Source organism: Streptomyces sp. NPDC056161, assembly GCF_042268025.1.
GTDB lineage: Bacteria > Actinomycetota > Actinomycetes > Streptomycetales > Streptomycetaceae > Streptomyces.
In genome coordinates, this window is record NZ_JBHJUV010000008.1 from 59841 (window position 1) to 76947 (window position 17107).

13 protein-coding genes and 1 tRNA gene are annotated in these 17107 nt (G+C 70.8%); 6 read left to right on the forward strand and 8 right to left on the reverse strand.

The annotated features are described in order from the left end of the window. Window positions 1-15: 15 nt before the first annotated feature. Genes ACFC09_RS09850 through ACFC09_RS09865 form a run of 4 tightly spaced genes read left to right on the forward strand, consistent with a single transcriptional unit; the run spans window position 16 to window position 2757 of the window. Entirely contained in the window at window positions 16-213 is a 198-nt protein-coding gene (locus tag ACFC09_RS09850) for a hypothetical protein (protein ID WP_376525650.1), read from the forward strand. Then, window positions 210-884: an aminodeoxychorismate/anthranilate synthase component II gene (locus ACFC09_RS09855; RefSeq protein ID WP_376525431.1), complete on the forward strand. Its 675-nt coding sequence runs from the start codon at window positions 210-212 to the stop codon at window positions 882-884. Before ACFC09_RS09850 ends, ACFC09_RS09855 begins: the two co-directional genes overlap by 4 nt. Then, window positions 881-1996: a class E sortase gene (locus ACFC09_RS09860; RefSeq protein WP_376525432.1), complete on the forward strand. Its 1116-nt coding sequence runs from the start codon at window positions 881-883 to the stop codon at window positions 1994-1996. The genes ACFC09_RS09855 and ACFC09_RS09860 overlap by 4 nt, the downstream gene beginning before the upstream one ends. Window positions 1997-2043: 47 nt before the next feature. Then, on the forward strand, window positions 2044-2757 hold the full coding sequence (locus ACFC09_RS09865) for a class E sortase (protein WP_376525635.1): 714 nt from the start codon (window positions 2044-2046) through the stop codon (window positions 2755-2757). A gap of 216 nt (window positions 2758-2973) precedes the next feature. Here ACFC09_RS09865 and pknB read toward each other — a convergent pair whose 3' ends face one another. The 6 genes from pknB to ACFC09_RS09895 form a co-directional block, all read right to left on the reverse strand. After that, on the reverse strand, window positions 2974-4974 hold the full coding sequence (gene pknB, locus ACFC09_RS09870) for a Stk1 family PASTA domain-containing Ser/Thr kinase (protein WP_376525433.1): 2001 nt from the start codon (window positions 4972-4974) through the stop codon (window positions 2974-2976). Window positions 4975-5144: 170 nt separating this feature from the next. Continuing rightward, window positions 5145-6626, reverse strand: a complete 1482-nt coding sequence (locus ACFC09_RS09875) for a peptidoglycan D,D-transpeptidase FtsI family protein (protein WP_376525434.1) — start codon at window positions 6624-6626, stop codon at window positions 5145-5147. Further along, the gene (locus tag ACFC09_RS09880) at window positions 6623-8062 is read right to left on the reverse strand and encodes an FtsW/RodA/SpoVE family cell cycle protein (RefSeq protein WP_376525435.1); all 1440 of its coding nucleotides are present in this window, start codon (window positions 8060-8062) and stop codon (window positions 6623-6625) included. Before ACFC09_RS09880 ends, ACFC09_RS09875 begins: the two co-directional genes overlap by 4 nt. A 26-nt stretch (window positions 8063-8088) precedes the next feature. Then, entirely contained in the window at window positions 8089-9639 is a 1551-nt protein-coding gene (locus ACFC09_RS09885) for a Stp1/IreP family PP2C-type Ser/Thr phosphatase (protein WP_376525637.1), read from the reverse strand. Between the two features lie 143 nt (window positions 9640-9782). Continuing rightward, window positions 9783-10307, reverse strand: a complete 525-nt coding sequence (locus tag ACFC09_RS09890) for an FHA domain-containing protein (RefSeq protein WP_376525436.1) — start codon at window positions 10305-10307, stop codon at window positions 9783-9785. A 10-nt stretch (window positions 10308-10317) separates the two neighbouring features. Beyond that, window positions 10318-11178, reverse strand: coding sequence for an FhaA domain-containing protein (locus ACFC09_RS09895; RefSeq protein ID WP_376525437.1), 861 nt, complete (start codon window positions 11176-11178; stop codon window positions 10318-10320). 493 nt (window positions 11179-11671) lie between these two features. Here ACFC09_RS09895 and ACFC09_RS09900 point away from each other — a divergent pair. Both ACFC09_RS09900 and ACFC09_RS09905 read left to right on the forward strand, forming a co-directional pair. Then, window positions 11672-11755: transfer RNA gene (locus ACFC09_RS09900), tRNA-Leu, on the forward strand. A 969-nt stretch (window positions 11756-12724) separates the two neighbouring features. Continuing rightward, the gene (locus ACFC09_RS09905; RefSeq protein ID WP_376525438.1) at window positions 12725-13411 is read left to right on the forward strand and encodes an SDR family oxidoreductase; all 687 of its coding nucleotides are present in this window, start codon (window positions 12725-12727) and stop codon (window positions 13409-13411) included. Window positions 13412-13520: 109 nt separating this feature from the next. On the opposite strand, the gene ACFC09_RS09910 is transcribed toward ACFC09_RS09905, so the two are convergent. Together ACFC09_RS09910 and ACFC09_RS09915 are read right to left on the reverse strand one after the other, a co-directional pair. Continuing rightward, a complete protein-coding gene (locus ACFC09_RS09910; protein WP_376525439.1) occupies window positions 13521-16130 on the reverse strand; it encodes an FtsX-like permease family protein in 2610 nt (869 codons plus the stop codon). Further along, window positions 16124-16861, reverse strand: a complete 738-nt coding sequence (locus ACFC09_RS09915; protein ID WP_376525440.1) for an ABC transporter ATP-binding protein — start codon at window positions 16859-16861, stop codon at window positions 16124-16126. Before ACFC09_RS09915 ends, ACFC09_RS09910 begins: the two co-directional genes overlap by 7 nt. Between the last annotated feature and the right edge of the window lie 246 nt (window positions 16862-17107).

Here is a 17107-nt window from a genome sequence, read left to right on the forward strand (position 1 = left end):
CTGGTGGCGTACGGCGTGAGTCTGGTGCCGTGGCGCTACGGAAGGGGCGGCATGTACGGCTGGATCTGGCGGCATCTGCCGGGCAACGCGTGGGTGAAGGCGATGATCTCCCTCGTGTTGGTCGTGGCCGTGGTCTACGTCTTGTTCCAGTACGTCTTTCCCTGGGCCGAACCGCTGCTGCCCTTCAACGATGTGACGGTGGACAACCAGTGAGTGCGCGGATTCTCGTCGTCGACAACTACGACAGCTTCGTCTTCAACCTGGTCCAGTACCTGTACCAACTGGGCGCCGAGTGCGAGGTGCTGCGCAACGACGAGGTGTCGACGGCACACGTCCCCGGGGGCACCTCCCGCTTCGGTTCGGCCGGGAGCGGGGGAGGATTCGACGGCGTCCTGCTGTCGCCCGGCCCCGGCACCCCCGAGGACGCCGGGGTCTGCGTCGAGATGGTCCGGCACTGCGCCGCCACCGGCGTCCCGGTCTTCGGCGTCTGTCTCGGCATGCAGTCGATGCAGGTGGCGTACGGCGGTGTCGTGGACCGCGCGCCCGAACTGCTGCACGGCAAGACCTCGCCGGTCGAGCACGGGGGCAAGGGAGTCTTCGCCGGGCTGCCCTCCCCCTTCACGGCGACCCGGTACCACTCGCTGGCCGCCGACCCGGCCACCGTCCCGCCGGAGCTGGAGGTCACGGCCCGCACCCACGACGGCATCATCATGGGCCTGCGGCACCGGGAACTGCCCGTCGAGGGCGTGCAGTTCCACCCCGAGTCGGTGCTGACCGAGCACGGCCACCGGATGCTGGCCAACTGGCTGGTGGAGTGCGGGGACCAGGGCGCGGTGGCGAGGTCGGCGGGGCTCGCCCCGGTGGTGGGCAGGGCCACGGCGTGACCGCGCTGCGCCCGGAGCGGGAGACCGATGCCTCGTACGGGGATCAGTCGTACGAGGTTTCCGGCGCTCCCGCGGACCGGCGCGATCAAGGCGAGCGGGAAGCACCGCACCTGCCTCCGGTCGACGAGCCGGACCCGCTCCCGGCCGGCGAGCCGTACCTGCCCCCCGCCGACGACGAGACGGTCGCGCTGCGTATACCGCCTCCCCCCTCGGCCGCCGACGGGTCCACGACCGCCGCTGGATCGCCTTCTGGCGCCTTTCCCGGCCCATCGGCCACCGGACCCGAGCCGGGCGGCCGCGCGGCCCGCAGAAAGGCCGCCAAGCGGCGCGGCGGGCGTCACGGCGGCGGTGCCAGAGCGGCCGAGCCGGCGCCGCAGGGGGACGAGCCCAGGGCGCCGCTGTCCCGGGTCGAGGCCCGGCGGCAGGCCCGGCTGCGCAGACCGAGCCCGGCCGTGGTCGCGAGCCGGGTGATAGGCGAGGCGTTCATCACCACCGGTGTGCTGATGCTGCTGTTCGTCAGCTACCAGCTGTGGTGGACGAACGTCCGGGCGCACGCACAGGCCGGCAAGGAGGCCGACAACCTCCAGCAGGACTGGGAGAGCGGCAAGCGGGCACCGGGGGTGTTCGCGCCGGGTCAGGGCTTCGCCATCCTGCACATCCCGAAACTGGACGTCGTGGTCCCGATCGCCGAGGGCGTCAGCAACAAGAAGGTCCTCGACAAGGGCATGGTCGGGCACTACTCCGAGGAACCGCTGAAGACCGCGATGCCGTCCGACAAGACCGGCAACTTCGGGCTCGCGGGCCACCGCAACACCCACGGCGAACCGTTCAGGTACATCAACAAGCTCAAGCCCGGTGACGAGGTCGTGGTCGAGACGCAGGAGGAGTACTTCGTGTACAAGGTGGCGTCGACCCTGCCGGTGACGTCGCCGTCGAACACGAGCGTGCTGAACCCGATACCGAACGGGTCGGGTCTCACCGCGCCGGGCCGCTACATCACCCTGACCACCTGTACGCCGGAGTTCACCAGCAAGTACCGGTTGATCGTCTGGGGCAAGATGGTCGAGGAACGGCCGCGCAGCAAGGGCAAGCCGGATGCACTCGTCCAGTAAAGGACAGATGAACTGTGTCAGCGACCGCCGACGACACCCAGGACCAGATGTCCGCACCCGGGCCGGTGCCGGAGCCGGGACGCCGGAGGACGGGACGGATCGCCCTGGCGATCAGCGTCTTCGGTGAACTCCTCATCACCGCGGGCCTGGTGCTCGCCCTGTTCGTCGCCTACTCCCTGTGGTGGACGAACGTCGTCGCCGACCGCGCGGCCGGCAAACAGTCCGACAAGGTCCGCGAGCACTGGACCAAGGACACCGGACCCGGTGCGCTGGACACCAAGGACGGCATCGGCTTCCTGCACGTGCCCGCGATGAAGAACGGGGAGGTGCTGGTCGAGAAGGGCACGTCGACGGAGGTCCTGAACGACGGCGTGGCGGGTTACTACACCGACCCGGCCAAGGCCGCGCTCCCCATGACCGGCAAGCCGGGCAACTTCACCCTCGCCGCCCACCGCGACGGCCACGGCGCCAAGTTCCACAACATCGACAGGATGAAGAAGGGCGACCCGATCGTCTTCGAGACGAAGGACGACTGGTACGTCTACCGGACGTACGCCGTCCTCCCCGAGACCTCGAAGTACAACGTCGAGGTACTCGACCAGGTCCCCGAGGAGTCCGGCAAGAAGAAGCCCGGCCACTACATCACCCTGACGACCTGCACCCCGGTCTACACGAGCCAGTACCGCTACGTGGTCTGGGGCGAACTGGTCCGCGTGGACAAGGTCGACAGCAAGCGGACACCACCGAAGGAACTGCGCTGAGCGCCGGGCCGCTTTGAGCGCCGGGTCGCTCTGAGGGCGGGCGGCTCTGAGGGCCGGCCGCTGCGTTCACGCCCGTCACGGCCGCCGTGACGCTGACGGCAGGCCGGTCCTCTCCAGCGCTCAAGCCGCCGCTGCCGTTCCAGGCCGGGAAAAGGCGTGGGCCCCCGCCGGGAAGTCCCGGCAGGGGCCACGAGCCGTTGCGGCGTCAGGGGCGGATCAGCCTTGCCCCATGCCCCAGAAGCCGCCGTTGCCGTTGCCGCCGTTGCCGTTTCCGTTGCCGCCCGCGGTCGTCAGCGTGATCACGGTGCCGCCGGGATCGCCGACCGGCGAGCCCGGGTTCGGGCTCACGCCGGTGACGAGCGCACCGTCACTCTGGTCGCTGCCGTTCGCGAACTGGATGTTGGTGAAGCCGGCGGCGTTCAGCGTCTGCTTGGCCTGCGCCACCGTCCCGCCGCGGACCTCCGGAACCGTCGTCTGCTGGGCCGCCTTGCCGATCTGGATCTCGACCGAGGCGCCCTTCTTGACCTGCTGTCCCGCCGCGGGGTTGGTCTGGACGACCTTGCCGACCATGTTCGGGTCGGTGGTGTCCACCTCGGTGCAGGAGCCCGGCGTCAGCTGGTTGTCCTGCAACTGCTTCTGGGCGGCCTCACAGGTCTGATTCCGCACGTCCGGCACGGCCACCGTCTCCGGTGCCTTGGCGACCGTCAGCGTGATCACGGTGCCCTTCTGCTTGTCCGTGCCGCCCTCGGGGTCCTGGCTTATGACGACGTCGGGGGTCCGGTCGGACTCCTGGGTCTTCTGCTCGACCTTGAAGCCCTTCTCCTCAAGCTGGGACTTCGCCTCGTCGTAGGCCACGCCCCGCACGTCCGGCACCGTGACCTTCGGGGCGCCGGTCGAGATCACCAGGGTGACGGTCTCACCCTTCTTGATCTCCGTCGAGGCGACCGGGTCCTGCGAGCAGACATTGCCCTTCGGCTGGTTCTCGCAGGTCTTGCTGGTCGTGGTCACGGACAGGCCGACGTTGTCGGCCATCTTCCGGGCGTTCTTCTCGGTCTCGCCGACGAAGTGCGGGGTGGGGATCTTGCCGCCGCCCACGTCGCCGTCCCCGCTGACCAGGTACTTCCCGATCAGGATCGCGCCGACGAGGACCAGGATGCCCGCGACCACCAGGAGGATCGTCGAGGTGTGGTTCTTCTTCTGCGGCTGGCGGCGCCGGTCGGGTCGCTCGTCGTAGCCGTAGCCGCCGTCGTCCGGGTTCATCGGCGGCAGCATCGTCGTCGCCGGTGCCCCGCCGTCCGCGCGCAGCGCGGTCGTGGGCTGGTCGTCCGGGTAGCCGCCGTAGCCGACCGCGCCCATCGCCGCCGTCGCCGCGACCGGCTGGCCGTCGAGGCACGCCTCGATGTCCGCGCGCATCTCGTCCGCGGACTGGTAGCGGTAGTTCGGGTCCTTGACCAGCGCGCGCAGCACGATCGCGTCCATCTCGGGCGTGATCTCGGGGTCGAAGACCGACGGCGCCTGCGGTTCCTCGCGGACGTGCTGGTAGGCGACCGCGACCGGGGAGTCGCCGACGAACGGCGGGCGTACCGTCAGCAGCTCGTAGAGGAGGCAGCCCGTCGAGTACAGGTCGGAGCGGGCGTCGACCTGCTCGCCCTTGGCCTGCTCCGGCGAGAGGTACTGCGCGGTGCCGATGACCGCCGCGGTCTGCGTCATCGTCATGCCGGCATCGCCCATGGCGCGGGCGATGCCGAAGTCCATGACCTTGACCTGGCCGTTGCGGGTCAGCATCACGTTGGCGGGCTTGATGTCACGGTGGACGATGCCGCTGCGGTGCGCGTACTCCAGGCCCTGGAGGATGCCGACGGTCATCTCCATCGCACGCTCCGGCAGCAGCTTGCGGCCGCTGTGCAGCAGCTCACGGAGCGTGGAGCCGTCGACGTACTCCATGACGATGTACGGGATCGAGACCCCGTCGATGTAGTCCTCGCCCGTGTCGTAGACCGCCACGATCGCGGGATGGTTGAGCGAGGCGGCGGACTGGGCCTCCCGGCGGAACCGGGCCTGGAAGGACGGGTCGCGCGCGAGGTCGGCGCGCAGCGTCTTCACCGCCACGGTGCGGCCGAGCCGGGTGTCATGCGCGAGGTAGACCTCCGCCATGCCACCACGGCCGAGCACCTGGCCCAGCTCGTACCGGCCGCCGAGGCGACGCGGCTCTTCCATAGCTACCTACCAGCCCTCTCCGTCGGTCCCGGCCGGCGCGGTGTGCGCGGCCGGAGGCTGCCGTCCGGGCCTACCGTACCCGGCTCGCTCTGTGTGACCTGGCCAAGCCCGTAACCCGATACAGGACCGGTATCGCACCGTGCGCCGATGTGAAGGGGATGTGACGGCGGTCACTGCTTGGAGTTGATGACCGCCTCCATGACGTTCTTGGCGATCGGCGCGGCGAGACCGCCACCGGAGATGTCGTCGCGGCTGGCGGCTTCGTCCTCGACCACCACGGCCACGGCGACCGGCGAGCTGCCGTCGGGGAGTTTGGCGTACGAGACGAACCAGGCGTACGGCTTCTCGCTGTTGTCGACACCGTGCTGGGCGGTACCGGTCTTGCCGCCCACGGTGACGCCGGAGATCTGCGCGTTCTTACCGGTACCGGTCTTGACGACCGTCTCCATCATCGACTGGAGGATCTGCGCGTTGTCGGAGGACAGCGGCTGGCTCAGCTCCTCGGGCTTGGTCTGCTCGATGGTGTCCAGGTTCGACGACTGGAGCTTGTCGACCATGTAGGGCTTCATCAGCTTGCCGTCGTTGGCGACCGCCGAGGCGACCATGGCCATCTGCAGCGGGGTGGCGGCGGTGTTGTACTGGCCGATCGAGGACTGCGCGGTCTGCGACGGGTTCATGTTGTCGTCGAACACGGAGGCGTTGGAGCGGACCGGGGTGAACTGCTCGGCGTTGAAGCCGAACTTCTCCGCTTCCTGCAGCATCTTCTCGTTGCCGAGGTCGGCGCCGATCTTGCCGAAGACGCTGTTGCAGGACACTTCCAGGGCGAGGCGCATGGAGGCGTCCTTGCAGGGGAGGTTGCCCTCGTTCTTCAGCGGCAGGGTCGTACCCGGCATGATCCACGGCAGCGGCGAGTCGGTGTTCTCGTCGGCCGACTTGTACAGGCCGTTCTCCAGCGCCGCCGCCGCGGTGACCACCTTGAACGTGGAACCCGGCGGGTAGGTCTCGCGCAGCGCCCGGTTCGTCATCGGGTTGTTCGGGTCCTTCAGCAGCTTGCTCCACGTCTTGGCGTCGGTCTCCGTCGAGTTCCCGGCGAACGACGACGGGTCGTACGACGGGTAGGAGGCCAGCGCCAGGATCTTGCCGGTGGACGGGTCGAGGGCGACGACCGCGCCCTTGCCGCCCTGGGCCTTCAGGCCGTTGTACGCGGCCTTCTGCGCGGCTTCGCTGAGCGTGGTGACGACGTTGCCGCCCTGCTTCGGCTTCCCGGTGATCATGTCGAGGGTGTTGCGGAAGAACAGCCGGTCGTCGTTGCCGGTGAGGATGCCGTCCTCGATGGACTCCAACTGGTTGGCGCCGAAGGACTGGGAGGCGAACCCGGTGACCGGCGACCACATCGGGCCGTCCTTGTAGGTGCGCTTGTACTTGAGGTCGTTGATACCGCTCGTACTGGTCGTCTTGGACCCGGTGATGGGATTGCCGTCGACGATGATGTCCCCGCGCGGGGTGGAGTAGCGGGCGATGGTGACGCGCCGGTTGAGCTTGTCGTCCTTGAGGCTGTCGGCCTTGACGTACTGGAGCCAGTTGTCACGGATGAGCAGGGTCAGGACCAGGAGGCCGCAGAAGATCGCGATCCGGCGGAGGGGCTTGTTCACGGGCGGACCACCTGGGTCATCTCGGCGTCGGAATTGGTGGCGGGGGCCGGGGCCGGGCGGCGCGCGGTGTCGCTGATGCGGATCAGCACGCCGATGAGTGCCCAGTTCGCGATGACGGACGAACCACCGTAGGCGAGGAACGGCATCGTCATACCGGTCAGCGGGATGAGGCCCATCACACCGCCGGCCACGACGAACACCTGGAGCGCGAAGGCGCCGGAGAGGCCGACGGCGAGCAGCTTGCCGAAGGGGTCGCGGGCGGCGAGGGCGGTGCGGACGCCGCGCTCCACGATCAGGCCGTAGAGCAGCAGGATCGCCATGAGGCCGGCCAGGCCCAGCTCCTCGCCGAAGGTGGCCAGGATGAAGTCGGAGTTGGCGGCGAACCGGATGAGGTCGGAGTGGCCCTGGCCGAGGCCGGTGCCGAGGGTGCCGCCGGAGCCGAAGGCCCACAGCGCCTGCATCGACTGCTCGGAGTGGCCGAGCACGCCCTGCTGGCTGAGCTTGTACTCGTGCAGCGGGTTGAGCCAGGCCTGGACACGCTGCTGGACGTGCGGTTCGAAGCTCGCGACACCGACGGCGCCCACCGCGGACATCAGCAGACCGAAGACGATCCAGCTGGTCCGCTCGGTGGCGACGTACAGCATGATGACGAACATGCCGAAGAACAGCAGCGAGGTGCCGAGGTCCGTCTCGAAGACCAGGATGAGGATCGACATGGCCCAGACGACCAGGATGGGTCCGAGGTCGCGGCCGCGGGGCAGGTAGAGGCCCATGAAGCGGCGGCTGGCGAGGGCCAGCGCGTCACGCTTCACCATCAGGTACCCGGCGAAGAAGATGGCGAGGGCGATCTTCGCGAACTCGCCGGGCTGGAGGGAGCCCAGGCCGGGGATGTTGATCCAGATCTTGGCGCCGTAGATGTTGGCGCCGAGGCCGGGCACCAGCGGCAGCAGGAGCAGCACCAGCGCGCCGAACATCGAGATGTAGGTGTAGCGCTGTAGGACGCGGTGGTCCTTGAGGAAGATCAGCACGACGATGAACAGCGCGATGCCCATCGCGGTGTACAGCAGCTGGCGGGGCGCCGCGTTGCCGGCCTGGTTGATGGACCGCAGCAGCTTCGACTGGTCGAGACGCCAGATGACGACGAGTCCGAGGCCGTTGAGGAGCGTGGCCAGGGGCAGCAGCAGCGGATCGGCGTACGGCGCGAACTTCCGTACGGCCAGGTGGCCGACGCCCGCGATGAGGCCGAGTCCGCAGCCGTAGCTGAGCAGGCCCGGCGGCACCTTGTCGTTGATGGCGAGGCCGACGTTGGCGTAGGCGAACACCGGGATGGCGACGGCGAACAGCAGCAGCGCCAGCTCGGTGTTGCGCCGGCTCGGCGCGCCGATGGAACCGATCGTGGACGTGTGGTGCGTCGACGTGTTGGTAGAACTGCTCATCGTGTGACGGGGCCTCTCACGGCTGCCTACTGCTTACCGCACAGCGAGACGACCTTCTGCTCATCCTCCGAGAGGGTGGGGCCGGGGCTGGGGGGCGCGGACGGGGTCGTGGTCGTGGACTTCGGCGAGGACGAGGAAGTCCCCGGGGAAGTCGACGGGTTCGGTGACTGCGAGGTCTTGGACGTGAGGGAGGTGTGGCCGGTTCCGGCGGTGCCGCCGCTCGTACCCTTGCCCGCCTTGGCGTTGCCCGAGCCCTGGACGGTCTGCCGCTCCGTCTCCTTCTTGCAGGCGGAAGCCTGCACCGCCAGCTCCTGGACCTTCGACCGGGCGTCCCCCAGACCGCCCTCGGCGATCGTGGCCTTCACCTGCTTCTGCTGGTAGGGCGGCAGGTACTTGAGTTCGATCTCGGGGTGGTCCTGCTCCACCTTCGACAGCGACACCCAGGCCAGGTCCTGGCTGATGCCCTGGTACAGCGCGACGTGCTCGTCCTTGACGCCGACGAAGTACTGGGTCTGGGTCCACCGGTAGGCGCCGTAGAGGCCGCTGCCGATGACGACGAGCGCGAGACCGCCGAACAGGGACCTTTTCAGCCACCTGCGGCCCTTGCGCGGCTTGATGAAGTCGTCGTCGCCGTAGTCGCCGAAGCCGTCGGCCGGTGCGTAGCCGGTGGTGTCGCCGCTGCCGGGCGGGCCGAACTCGCCGCCGCCCTGGCCGGGCGCCTGGCGGCCGAGGTGGGAGGCGCGGCCCGCCGGGGTCTGCATGATCCCGTTGTCGTGCAGGTGGAGCTGGTTCTCGGCGACCGCGCCGACCACCACGGGGGTGTCGGACAGCTGGGCGGCGGGGGTGTCACCGGTGTCCAGGTCGAGGACGTCGGCGATGATGACGGTGATGTTGTCGGGGCCGCCGCCGCGCAGCGCGAGCTGGATCAGCTCCTGCACGGTCTCCTGCGGGCCCTGGTAGCTGGCGAGGGTCTCCTCCATCGTCTGGTGGGAGACCACGCCGGACAGGCCGTCGGAGCAGATCAGATAGCGGTCGCCGGCCCGGACCTCGCGGATCGACAGGTCGGGTTCGACGTGCTCGCTGCTGCCGAGCGCACGCATCAGCAGCGAACGCTGCGGATGGGTGGTGGCCTCCTCCTCGGTGATCCGGCCCTCGTCGACGAGCCGCTGCACCCAGGTGTGGTCCTGGGTGATCTGGGTGAGGACGCCGTCCCGCAGGAGGTAGGCACGGGAGTCGCCGACGTGTACGAGACCGAGGCGCTGGCCGGTCCACAGCAGGGCGGTGAGCGTGGTACCCATGCCCTCCAGCTGCGGATCTTCCTCGACGAGGGCGCGCAGCTGGTCGTTGGCGCGCTGCACGGCGGCACCGAGTGAGGTCAGGATGTCGGAGCCGGGCACGTCGTCGTCGAGGGTGACCAGCGTGGAGATCACCTCGGAGGAGGCGACCTCGCCGGCCGCCTGGCCGCCCATGCCGTCGGCGATGGCGAGCAACCGGGGACCGGCGTAACCGGAGTCCTCGTTGCCCTCCCGGATCATGCCCTTGTGCGATCCGGCGGCGAAGCGCAGTGACAGACTCATGCGCACCTCGCCGGTCGGCTGCTCCGGGTACAGCCGGTCGTGTCGAGCCACCCTGCCCACCCTCCGGTCGGGAGCGCGCCGGAGACCGCACCGCGGTCCGCCGTTGCGTGCTCGCTCCGCTCGCGCTCACTCATGATGTAGCACTACTTCCGCAGCTCGATGACGGTCTTGCCGATGCGGATCGGCCCGCCCAGCGGGATCGGCGTAGGCGTCGTCAGCCGGGACCGGTCCAGGTACGTGCCGTTGGTGGAGCCCAGGTCCTCGACGATCCACTGGCCGTCGCGGTCCGGGTAGATCCTGGCATGGCGGCTGGAGGCGTAGTCGTCGTCCAGCACGATCGTGGAGTCGTGCGCCCGGCCCAGGGTGATCGTCTGGCCCTGCAACGCGACCGTGGTCCCGGTCAGTGTGCCTTCGGTCACCACCAGCTTGGTGGGGGCGTTGCGGCGCTGGCGGCCGCCGCTCTGCTGGCCGCGCTGCTGACGCTGCTGCTGTTGCGGCGGCGGGGCCTGCCGGGCGGCCTGCTGGCGCCCGGCGTCCCTGCGGGACCCGCGCTGGGTGACGCGCGTACCGAACAGGTCGCTGCGGATGACCTGCACGGCCACGATCACGAACAGCCACAGTACGGCCAGAAAGCCCAGCCGCATGACCGTGAGGGTCAGCTCTGACATTGCCCCCGCTTCACCCTTCGGCTTGCCGGTAAATGATGGTGGTGCTGCCCACGACGATCCGCGAGCCGTCGCGGAGCGTAGCGCGGGTGGTGTGCTGCCCGTCCACCACGATGCCGTTGGTGGAGCCGAGATCCTGGATCGTCGAGGGCGTTCCGGTCCGGATCTCACAGTGCCGGCGGGAGACGCCGGGGTCGTCGATCCGCACGTCGGCTTCGGTGCTGCGGCCCAGCACCAGCGTCGGGCGGGAGATCTGATGGCGGGTGCCGTTGATCTCGATCCAGTGGCGGGTGCGGCCGCCGCCCGCCGGGGCGGCCGGGGGCCGCCGGCCCGCGGGCTGCGGGTAGCCGTAGCCGCCGGGACGGGCGCCGGGTGGCGGCGCCGAGGGCATGGGGGGCGCTGCCGCGGGCATGGCGGGCTGCGGGTAGCCGTAGCCGCCCGGAGCGGCGCCGGTGCCGGGCCGCCCGGCCGCCGAGGGCGCCGGACCCTGCTGGTCGCTGGAGGAGGCGAGGGTACGGCTGCGGACCCGGTACAGGCCGGTGTCCAGGTCGTCCGCCTTCTCCAGGTTGACCTTGATCGGGCCCATGAAGGTGTAGCGCTGCTGCTTGGCGTAGTCGCGCACCATGCCGGCCAGCTCGTCGCCGAGCTGGCCCGAGTAGGGGCTGAGCCGCTCGAAGTCCGGGGCGCTCAGTTCCACGATGAAGTCGTTGGGGACGACGGTCCGGTCCCGGTTCCAGATGGTGGCGTTGTTGTCGCACTCCCGCTGGAGCGCTCCGGCGATCTCCACGGGCTGGACCTCGGACTTGAACACCTTGGCGAAGGTGCCGTTGACCAGACCTTCGAGACGCTGCTCGAACTTCTTCAGGACTCCCATGGGGCACCTCCTCCGTCGTTGCCGTTCTTCCCTGCCGTGCTGCCGCTACTGCGACAGTCACTATTACTACTGCTGCTGCTACTGCCGCACTTGCCTGTCCTGCCGAGCGGTCCCGGAACCGCCCGCCCGTCCTGGTACTGCTTACTGATCGTATCCACGCGCCCGCCGATCGGCCGGTTCCCCGGACGGCCGCCCTTCGGACTCCTCCTGTCAAGGATCGTAGAGGCGAGTGGGGACAAGTGTCCCGCACCCGGCTGTGGACCCGGTCCTCCTCATGGAGAGATGGCCCGGACCGGTACGAGGTTGATACGCGAACCAGGACAGCTTGATACGAGACGCGGTTCCCGGGGTGCGGGAGGGGGTCCCGGAGCGGGGTCGGGGGCGGCCGGAGGGCGGTCAGAAGTGATGTGAACCCACCCTGTCCGGCGTGCTAATCTTCTGCATGTCGGAAGGCGCCAACCCAAAAGGGTCAGAACCGGAAGACACACCCAATGCGCGGGTGGCGGAATAGGCAGACGCGCTGGATTCAGGTTCCAGTGCCCGCAAGGGCGTGGGGGTTCAACTCCCCCCTCGCGCACCGAGAAGTAGCGACGGAACGGGTCCCCGCCGGTGACGGAAGTCAACGGCAGGGGCCCTTTCTCGTTGTGCGGCGCGGTCGGTGTTGTGAGGCATCGCACAGCCTGTGGACAGGTGCCGTCGGCGTCGCCGGTGACCTATCTCACGGCCCGGCCCGGTTCGGCCGGTGCACGGTGGCGCATCTTCGTGCGTTCGGCGGTGGAACTTCAGCCGGCCGACGGGGGCGACGGGGCTGACGGGGTCGACCGGACTGAGGGGAGCGACGGGACCGACGGGGAGTTGCCATTCGTCGGGTCCGGGTAGTGGAAGGCGCGGGCGCCGACGGGGAATTCGGGTTCCGCGTTCGCGTGCGCGAAGTCTGGTCGAGGATCTCCGGACCCGGCGGCCCATGGAGGGCTCGTACGCGGGCGGCGGGCGGGAACTCGGCGAACAGGGCGGAACGCCGCTCCCGTTCGGGGGATCGTCGACGTCCGTCGCCGCCGGCCCCGTACCGGTCCGCTGTCGTCGGTCCCATACCGGTCCGCTGCCGTCGGTCCCGTACCGGTCCGCTGCCGTCGGTCCCGTGCTCGTCCGCCTGCCGTCGGTCCCGTGCTCGTCCCCCTGCCGCCGGTCCCGGACAGGTCCGCTGTCGTCGGTCCCGTGCCCGGTGCTGCCCGGCGCGTGCGGCAGTGGCGGCGTGATGCGCAGCCGTGGGGTTCGGTGCAGGCTGGCAGGGGAGGACACACGTTCCGCGGGGGCGGTTGTGCAACTGCCCGTCCGTCCGGCGTCGCCCCGGAACGGCGGTGCGAGATCCAGGCCCGGCCAGGCCGGGGTGTCCCTTTCCGCGCACCTCGCGCACGCGCACCGGCGCGCCCTGCGCGGTGCGGCCGGGGTGAGCCGGTCGCGGGGACGTCACCTGTCCGCGGTGCCGCTCGGGCGGAGCAGGCCGCGGTGCCGCTCGGGCGGGCAGACAGTGACAGGAGGAAGCGCGATGGAGATCAAGGGATCGGTCGCCTTGGTGACCGGGGCCAATCGCGGTATCGGCCGGGAGTTCGCTCGGGCGCTGCTCGACCGCGGAGCGGACAAGGTCTACGCCGGTGTCCGCGATCCGGCGAGCGTGCGCGACAAGGACCTGTCCCCGCTGCGTCTGGACGTCACGGTTTTGGAGGAGGTGGTCGCTGCCGCCGTCGCCGCGGGTGACGTCACCATCGTGATCAACAACGCGGGCGTCGGAGGCTTCAGCACCAAGCTCTGGGAGGGCTCGCTGGACGGCGCACGGCAGGCGATGGAGGTCAACTACTTCGGCACCTGGGCCGTCTCCCGTGCCTTCGCCCCCGTCCTGGCCCGCAACGGCGGCGGTGCGCTGGTGAACATGCTGTCGACCGCCTCCTGGGCCTCGCGGCCGGACTACCCCGGTTACGCGGCGTCCAAGGCGGCCCAGTGGTCGTTGACGGGCGCGCTGCGGGAAGGCATGCGCGCACAGGGGACGCTCGTGATCGGCGTGCACGCCAGTTTCGTGGAGACGGAACTCAGCTCCTTCACGGACGCACCGAAGATCAGCGCGGCCGACGTCGCCGAGCAGACCATGGAAGCCCTGGAGAACGACCGGGTCGAGGTCCTCACCGACGAGCGGACCAGGCAGGTCAAGCGCGCCCTGTCGCAACCGCTCGACCACTGAGGGGGCCATGGCCGGCGTCATTCGGATCGGTCTCGGCCCACGCGCCCCGCGCACCGTTCTCCGGAACGCTGCGTCGGCCGGGAGCGTGGCGAGAACGGAGGGGGCGGGGTCACTCCCGTACGCCCGCCAGTTCCACGGCCCGGCGGCGCAGGGCGAACCCGGCGGGCGCGACGGCCGAGAGGACGGCGAGCGCCGTGCAGGCGGCGACGGTCGCGCCGATCGCGGCCCAGGGGAGTTCGATCGTGGTCCGCACCGACAGCAGGGCCAGCGCGCCCCACATGCCCGCCAGGTTGAGCCCGGTCACCGCCAGCCCGAGCAGTGCGCCCACCGCGACCACCAGCAGCGCCTCGGCGCCCACCAGCCGCAGCACCTGCCGGCGGGTGGCACCGGCGAGCCGCAGCACGGCCAGGTCGCGCGCCCGGTCGGACGCCGCCATGACCATGGTGTTGGCCACGGAGAGGCCCGTGTAGACGAGGGCGATGCCGAGGACCAGCAACAGGCCGAGCCGGGTGGTGCGGTCGGTCTCCGGGTGGGTGGCCCGCACCCAGTCGGCCGCGGTACGCACCTGCCCGCCCGAGCCCCGTACCGCCTCGCGCAGTCCGGCGGCCACGGCGGTCGCGGCGGTCACGGGGTCCGTGCCGGCACTGTCGGTGAGTGCGACGTCGACCCGGTCGGCACTCGCGCCGGGGGCGTTGCGCGGGGTGACGTAGACGCCGTTGCCGCCGGTGCCGGTGGTCATCACGGCGGCGATCCGCAGTGTCTTCTCCGTGCCGTCGCCGAGCCACACCCGTACGCGTTGCCCCACGCCGTGCCGCTGCCATTCCTCGTTGACGATGATCGAGCCGTCGTCGAGGTCGCTCACCTTCCCGGCGGCGAGCGGCAGCCGGGCGGTGGCCGCGAGCGGACCGGGCTCGGCCGCACGGGCCGCGGACTCGACGACGGCCACCCCGTCCTCCAGGACGTGGACGGCGCTGGAGTAGGTCACCGACACCTCGGCACCGGGCACCGCACGCAGCGCGGCCAGTGTCGCCGGGTCGAAACCGGACCCGTCCGCAGGGGTGACGACGAACGCGGCGGAGGTCCGCTCCCGCGCCTCGCTGGCCTGCGCCCGGTTGAGCGTGGCGGTCGCGCCCAGCAGCGATCCGGTGAGGGCGACCGTGACCAGGACGGGCGCCGCGACCGCCGTGGTGCGCCGCAGTCCGGCGACGGCGTTCTCGCCCGCCACCATGCCCACGGCGCCGGGCAGCCGGGCCGGCAACCAGGCCAGCAGCCGCACCAGCGGGCGCACCACGACCGGCGCGAGCAGCGCGACCGCGGTGATCAGCAGCATCGGCCGGCTCACGTAGGACTTGCGGTGCAGCAGCTCACCCGGGTCGCCGGCCAGCGCCAGGCACAGCGTGACCGCGGCGGTCAGCAGCAGCGCCGTCCCGGACAGCAGACGGCCCGGGGTCATCGGCCCGCTGTCCACGGACGCCTCGCGCAACGCCTGGGCGGGGCCGGTTTGGCCGGCCCGCCAGGAGGCGGCGACCGCACCGCACAGGGCGACGAGCAGACCGGTCCAGAAGGCCATGAGGTACGGCCAGATGTGATCGCCGATGGTGAACCAGCCCGGCGCGAGCCCGCCGTCGACCACCAGGTCGGCCAGCCGTGGCGCCACGCAACGGCCGAGCAGACAGCCCGCGGTGGCGGCGAGCACGCCCACCACCAGCGCCTCGGCGAGGACCGTGCGCCGTAGCTGCCCCGGGGTCGCCCCGGCGATGCTGAGCAGCCCGAACTCCCGGCGCCGTCGGGCGACCGAGAACGCGAACGTGGACGCCACCACGAACACCGACACGAAGGCGGTGACGCCGCCGGCCGTGCCGAACATGGCGTTCAGCGCGGTGACGGCCGCGGAGTCGCGGTCGGGGTCGGGGTCGGCGAGGCGGCGCGCGTCACCGGTCAGGACCTGCACGTCGGAACTGGAACCGGAATCGGGGGCGGGGGCGGGGGCGATCTCAGTGCCGGTGCCGGTGCCGGTGCCGGTGCCGGTGCCCGTGCCCGTGACGGTGCCCGTGCCGGTGTCGCGTTCGGTGCTGTCGGCGTCGTTCTGGGCGGTGTCGCGTATCGCCTCGCGTACGGCCGCCGGGTTCGCGCGTACGGCCACCTGGACGCAGACGGGGGACAGTTCGGCGGCCCGCGCGTCGGTGTAGAAGACGGCGTTCTCGAAGCCGCGGTCGGTGACGGTGCCGACGACCCGCACGGTGCCACGATCCGTCCGGACCTGTGCGCCCGGATCCGCCCAGTCGCCGCTGACCACGACCTCGTCGGCGGCCGTCGGCGCCCGCCCCGCGGTGATCCCGTACGGGGCGAAGGCGGCGGTCGACCAGGGGTGACCCACCAGGTCGGCGGGCCCGTCCGCGACGCGCACCGCGAACGTCCGGTCCTCGACGACGGTCCCGAGTTCCCTGAGCCGCGCGACGGTGCCGGCGGGCAGGGCACGCGGGTGCGCGAGCTTGTGGAGGCGGTCCCCGGCCGGGGTGGGCACTCGCAGGGTGTCCGACGCCCTGACCACGACCGGTGCGGTGGCGAACCGCTCCGGTGCCCGGCCGGGCGCGTCCAGCGAGGAGGCGAGGGCCAGTCCCATCACGGCGAGCAGCGCGACGCCGAGCGAGAGCGCGACGAAACTGCCGACGAAGGTGACCCAGCGGGTGCGCACGGTGCACAGGGCGACGCTCAGCACGGCACGGCCTCCAGTTCGGCCATCCGCGCGGCGATGCCGTCGGCGCCCGCACCGGCCAGTTCGCCGGCCACCCGCCCGTCGACGAGGAAGACCAGGCGGTCGGCACAGGAGGCCGCCACCGGATCGTGGGTGACCATGACGACGGTCTGGCCCTCGTGGTCGGCCATGCCGCGCAGCAGGGCCAGCACCGCGCGACCGGTCCGCGAGTCCAGCGCACCGGTCGGCTCGTCGCCGAACAGCACCTCGGGCCGGGTGATCAGGGCACGGGCCAGGGCGACGCGCTGCTGCTGGCCGCCGGACAGCTCCGCCGGCCGGTGCCGTGCCCGCTCGCCGAGACCGACCTGGCGGAGCGCGTCGTGCACCCGCGCCCTGGGGACACGGCGGCCGGCCAGCCGTAGCGGCAGTGCCACGTTCTGCTCGGCCGTCAGGGACGGCAGGAGATTGAACGCCTGGAAGACGAAACCGATGCGCTCACGGCGCAGCAGGGTCAACTCGGTCTCGCTCAGCCCGGTCAGTTCCCTCCCGCCCACGGTGACCGAACCGGACGTGGGCCGGTCGAGACCCGCCGCGCACTGCAACAGGGTCGACTTGCCGGAACCGGACGGACCCATCACGGCGGTGAACGTCCCCTTGGGGAAGGAGAGCGAGACCTCGTCGAGCGCGGTCACGACATCGTCGCCCGACCCGTACCGCCTGCTGACGGAGCGCAACTGGATCGCTTCGTGGTTCATCTTCCCCCGCCTGGTGAGTGATTTCGCTGCGCCGGCGCCCACCGGTGTCCGGACCTTCTGGTGTCCGGACCTTCTGGTGTCCGGTCCTTCTGGCGTCGGGCCCTTTCGGTGTCGGGCCCTTTCGGCCTCCGGTCCTTCCGGTGCCCGGCCCCACCACGAAATCGCGTGGAGGCGCCCCGGCGCAGTGCGGCAGGACCGAGAACCCGGGGTAGGGCCAGACCTACCCCCGGTCCGCCCACAGGCCCG

Excerpts from the sequence above, each read along its gene's own strand:
- ACFC09_RS09865 (WP_376525635.1), top strand. The coding sequence starts at position 2,044 with ATGTCCGCACCCGGGCCGGTGCCGGAGCCGGGACGCCGGAGGACGGGA.
- pknB (WP_376525433.1), bottom strand. The coding sequence starts at position 4,974 with ATGGAAGAGCCGCGTCGCCTCGGCGGCCGGTACGAGCTGGGCCAGGTG.
- ACFC09_RS09880 (WP_376525435.1), bottom strand. The coding sequence starts at position 8,062 with ATGAGCAGTTCTACCAACACGTCGACGCACCACACGTCCACGATCGGT.
- ACFC09_RS09885 (WP_376525637.1), bottom strand. The coding sequence starts at position 9,639 with ATGAGTCTGTCACTGCGCTTCGCCGCCGGATCGCACAAGGGCATGATC.
- ACFC09_RS09890 (WP_376525436.1), bottom strand. The coding sequence starts at position 10,307 with ATGTCAGAGCTGACCCTCACGGTCATGCGGCTGGGCTTTCTGGCCGTA.
- ACFC09_RS09895 (WP_376525437.1), bottom strand. The coding sequence starts at position 11,178 with ATGGGAGTCCTGAAGAAGTTCGAGCAGCGTCTCGAAGGTCTGGTCAAC.
- ACFC09_RS09905 (WP_376525438.1), top strand. The coding sequence starts at position 12,725 with ATGGAGATCAAGGGATCGGTCGCCTTGGTGACCGGGGCCAATCGCGGT.
- ACFC09_RS09915 (WP_376525440.1), bottom strand. The coding sequence starts at position 16,861 with ATGAACCACGAAGCGATCCAGTTGCGCTCCGTCAGCAGGCGGTACGGG.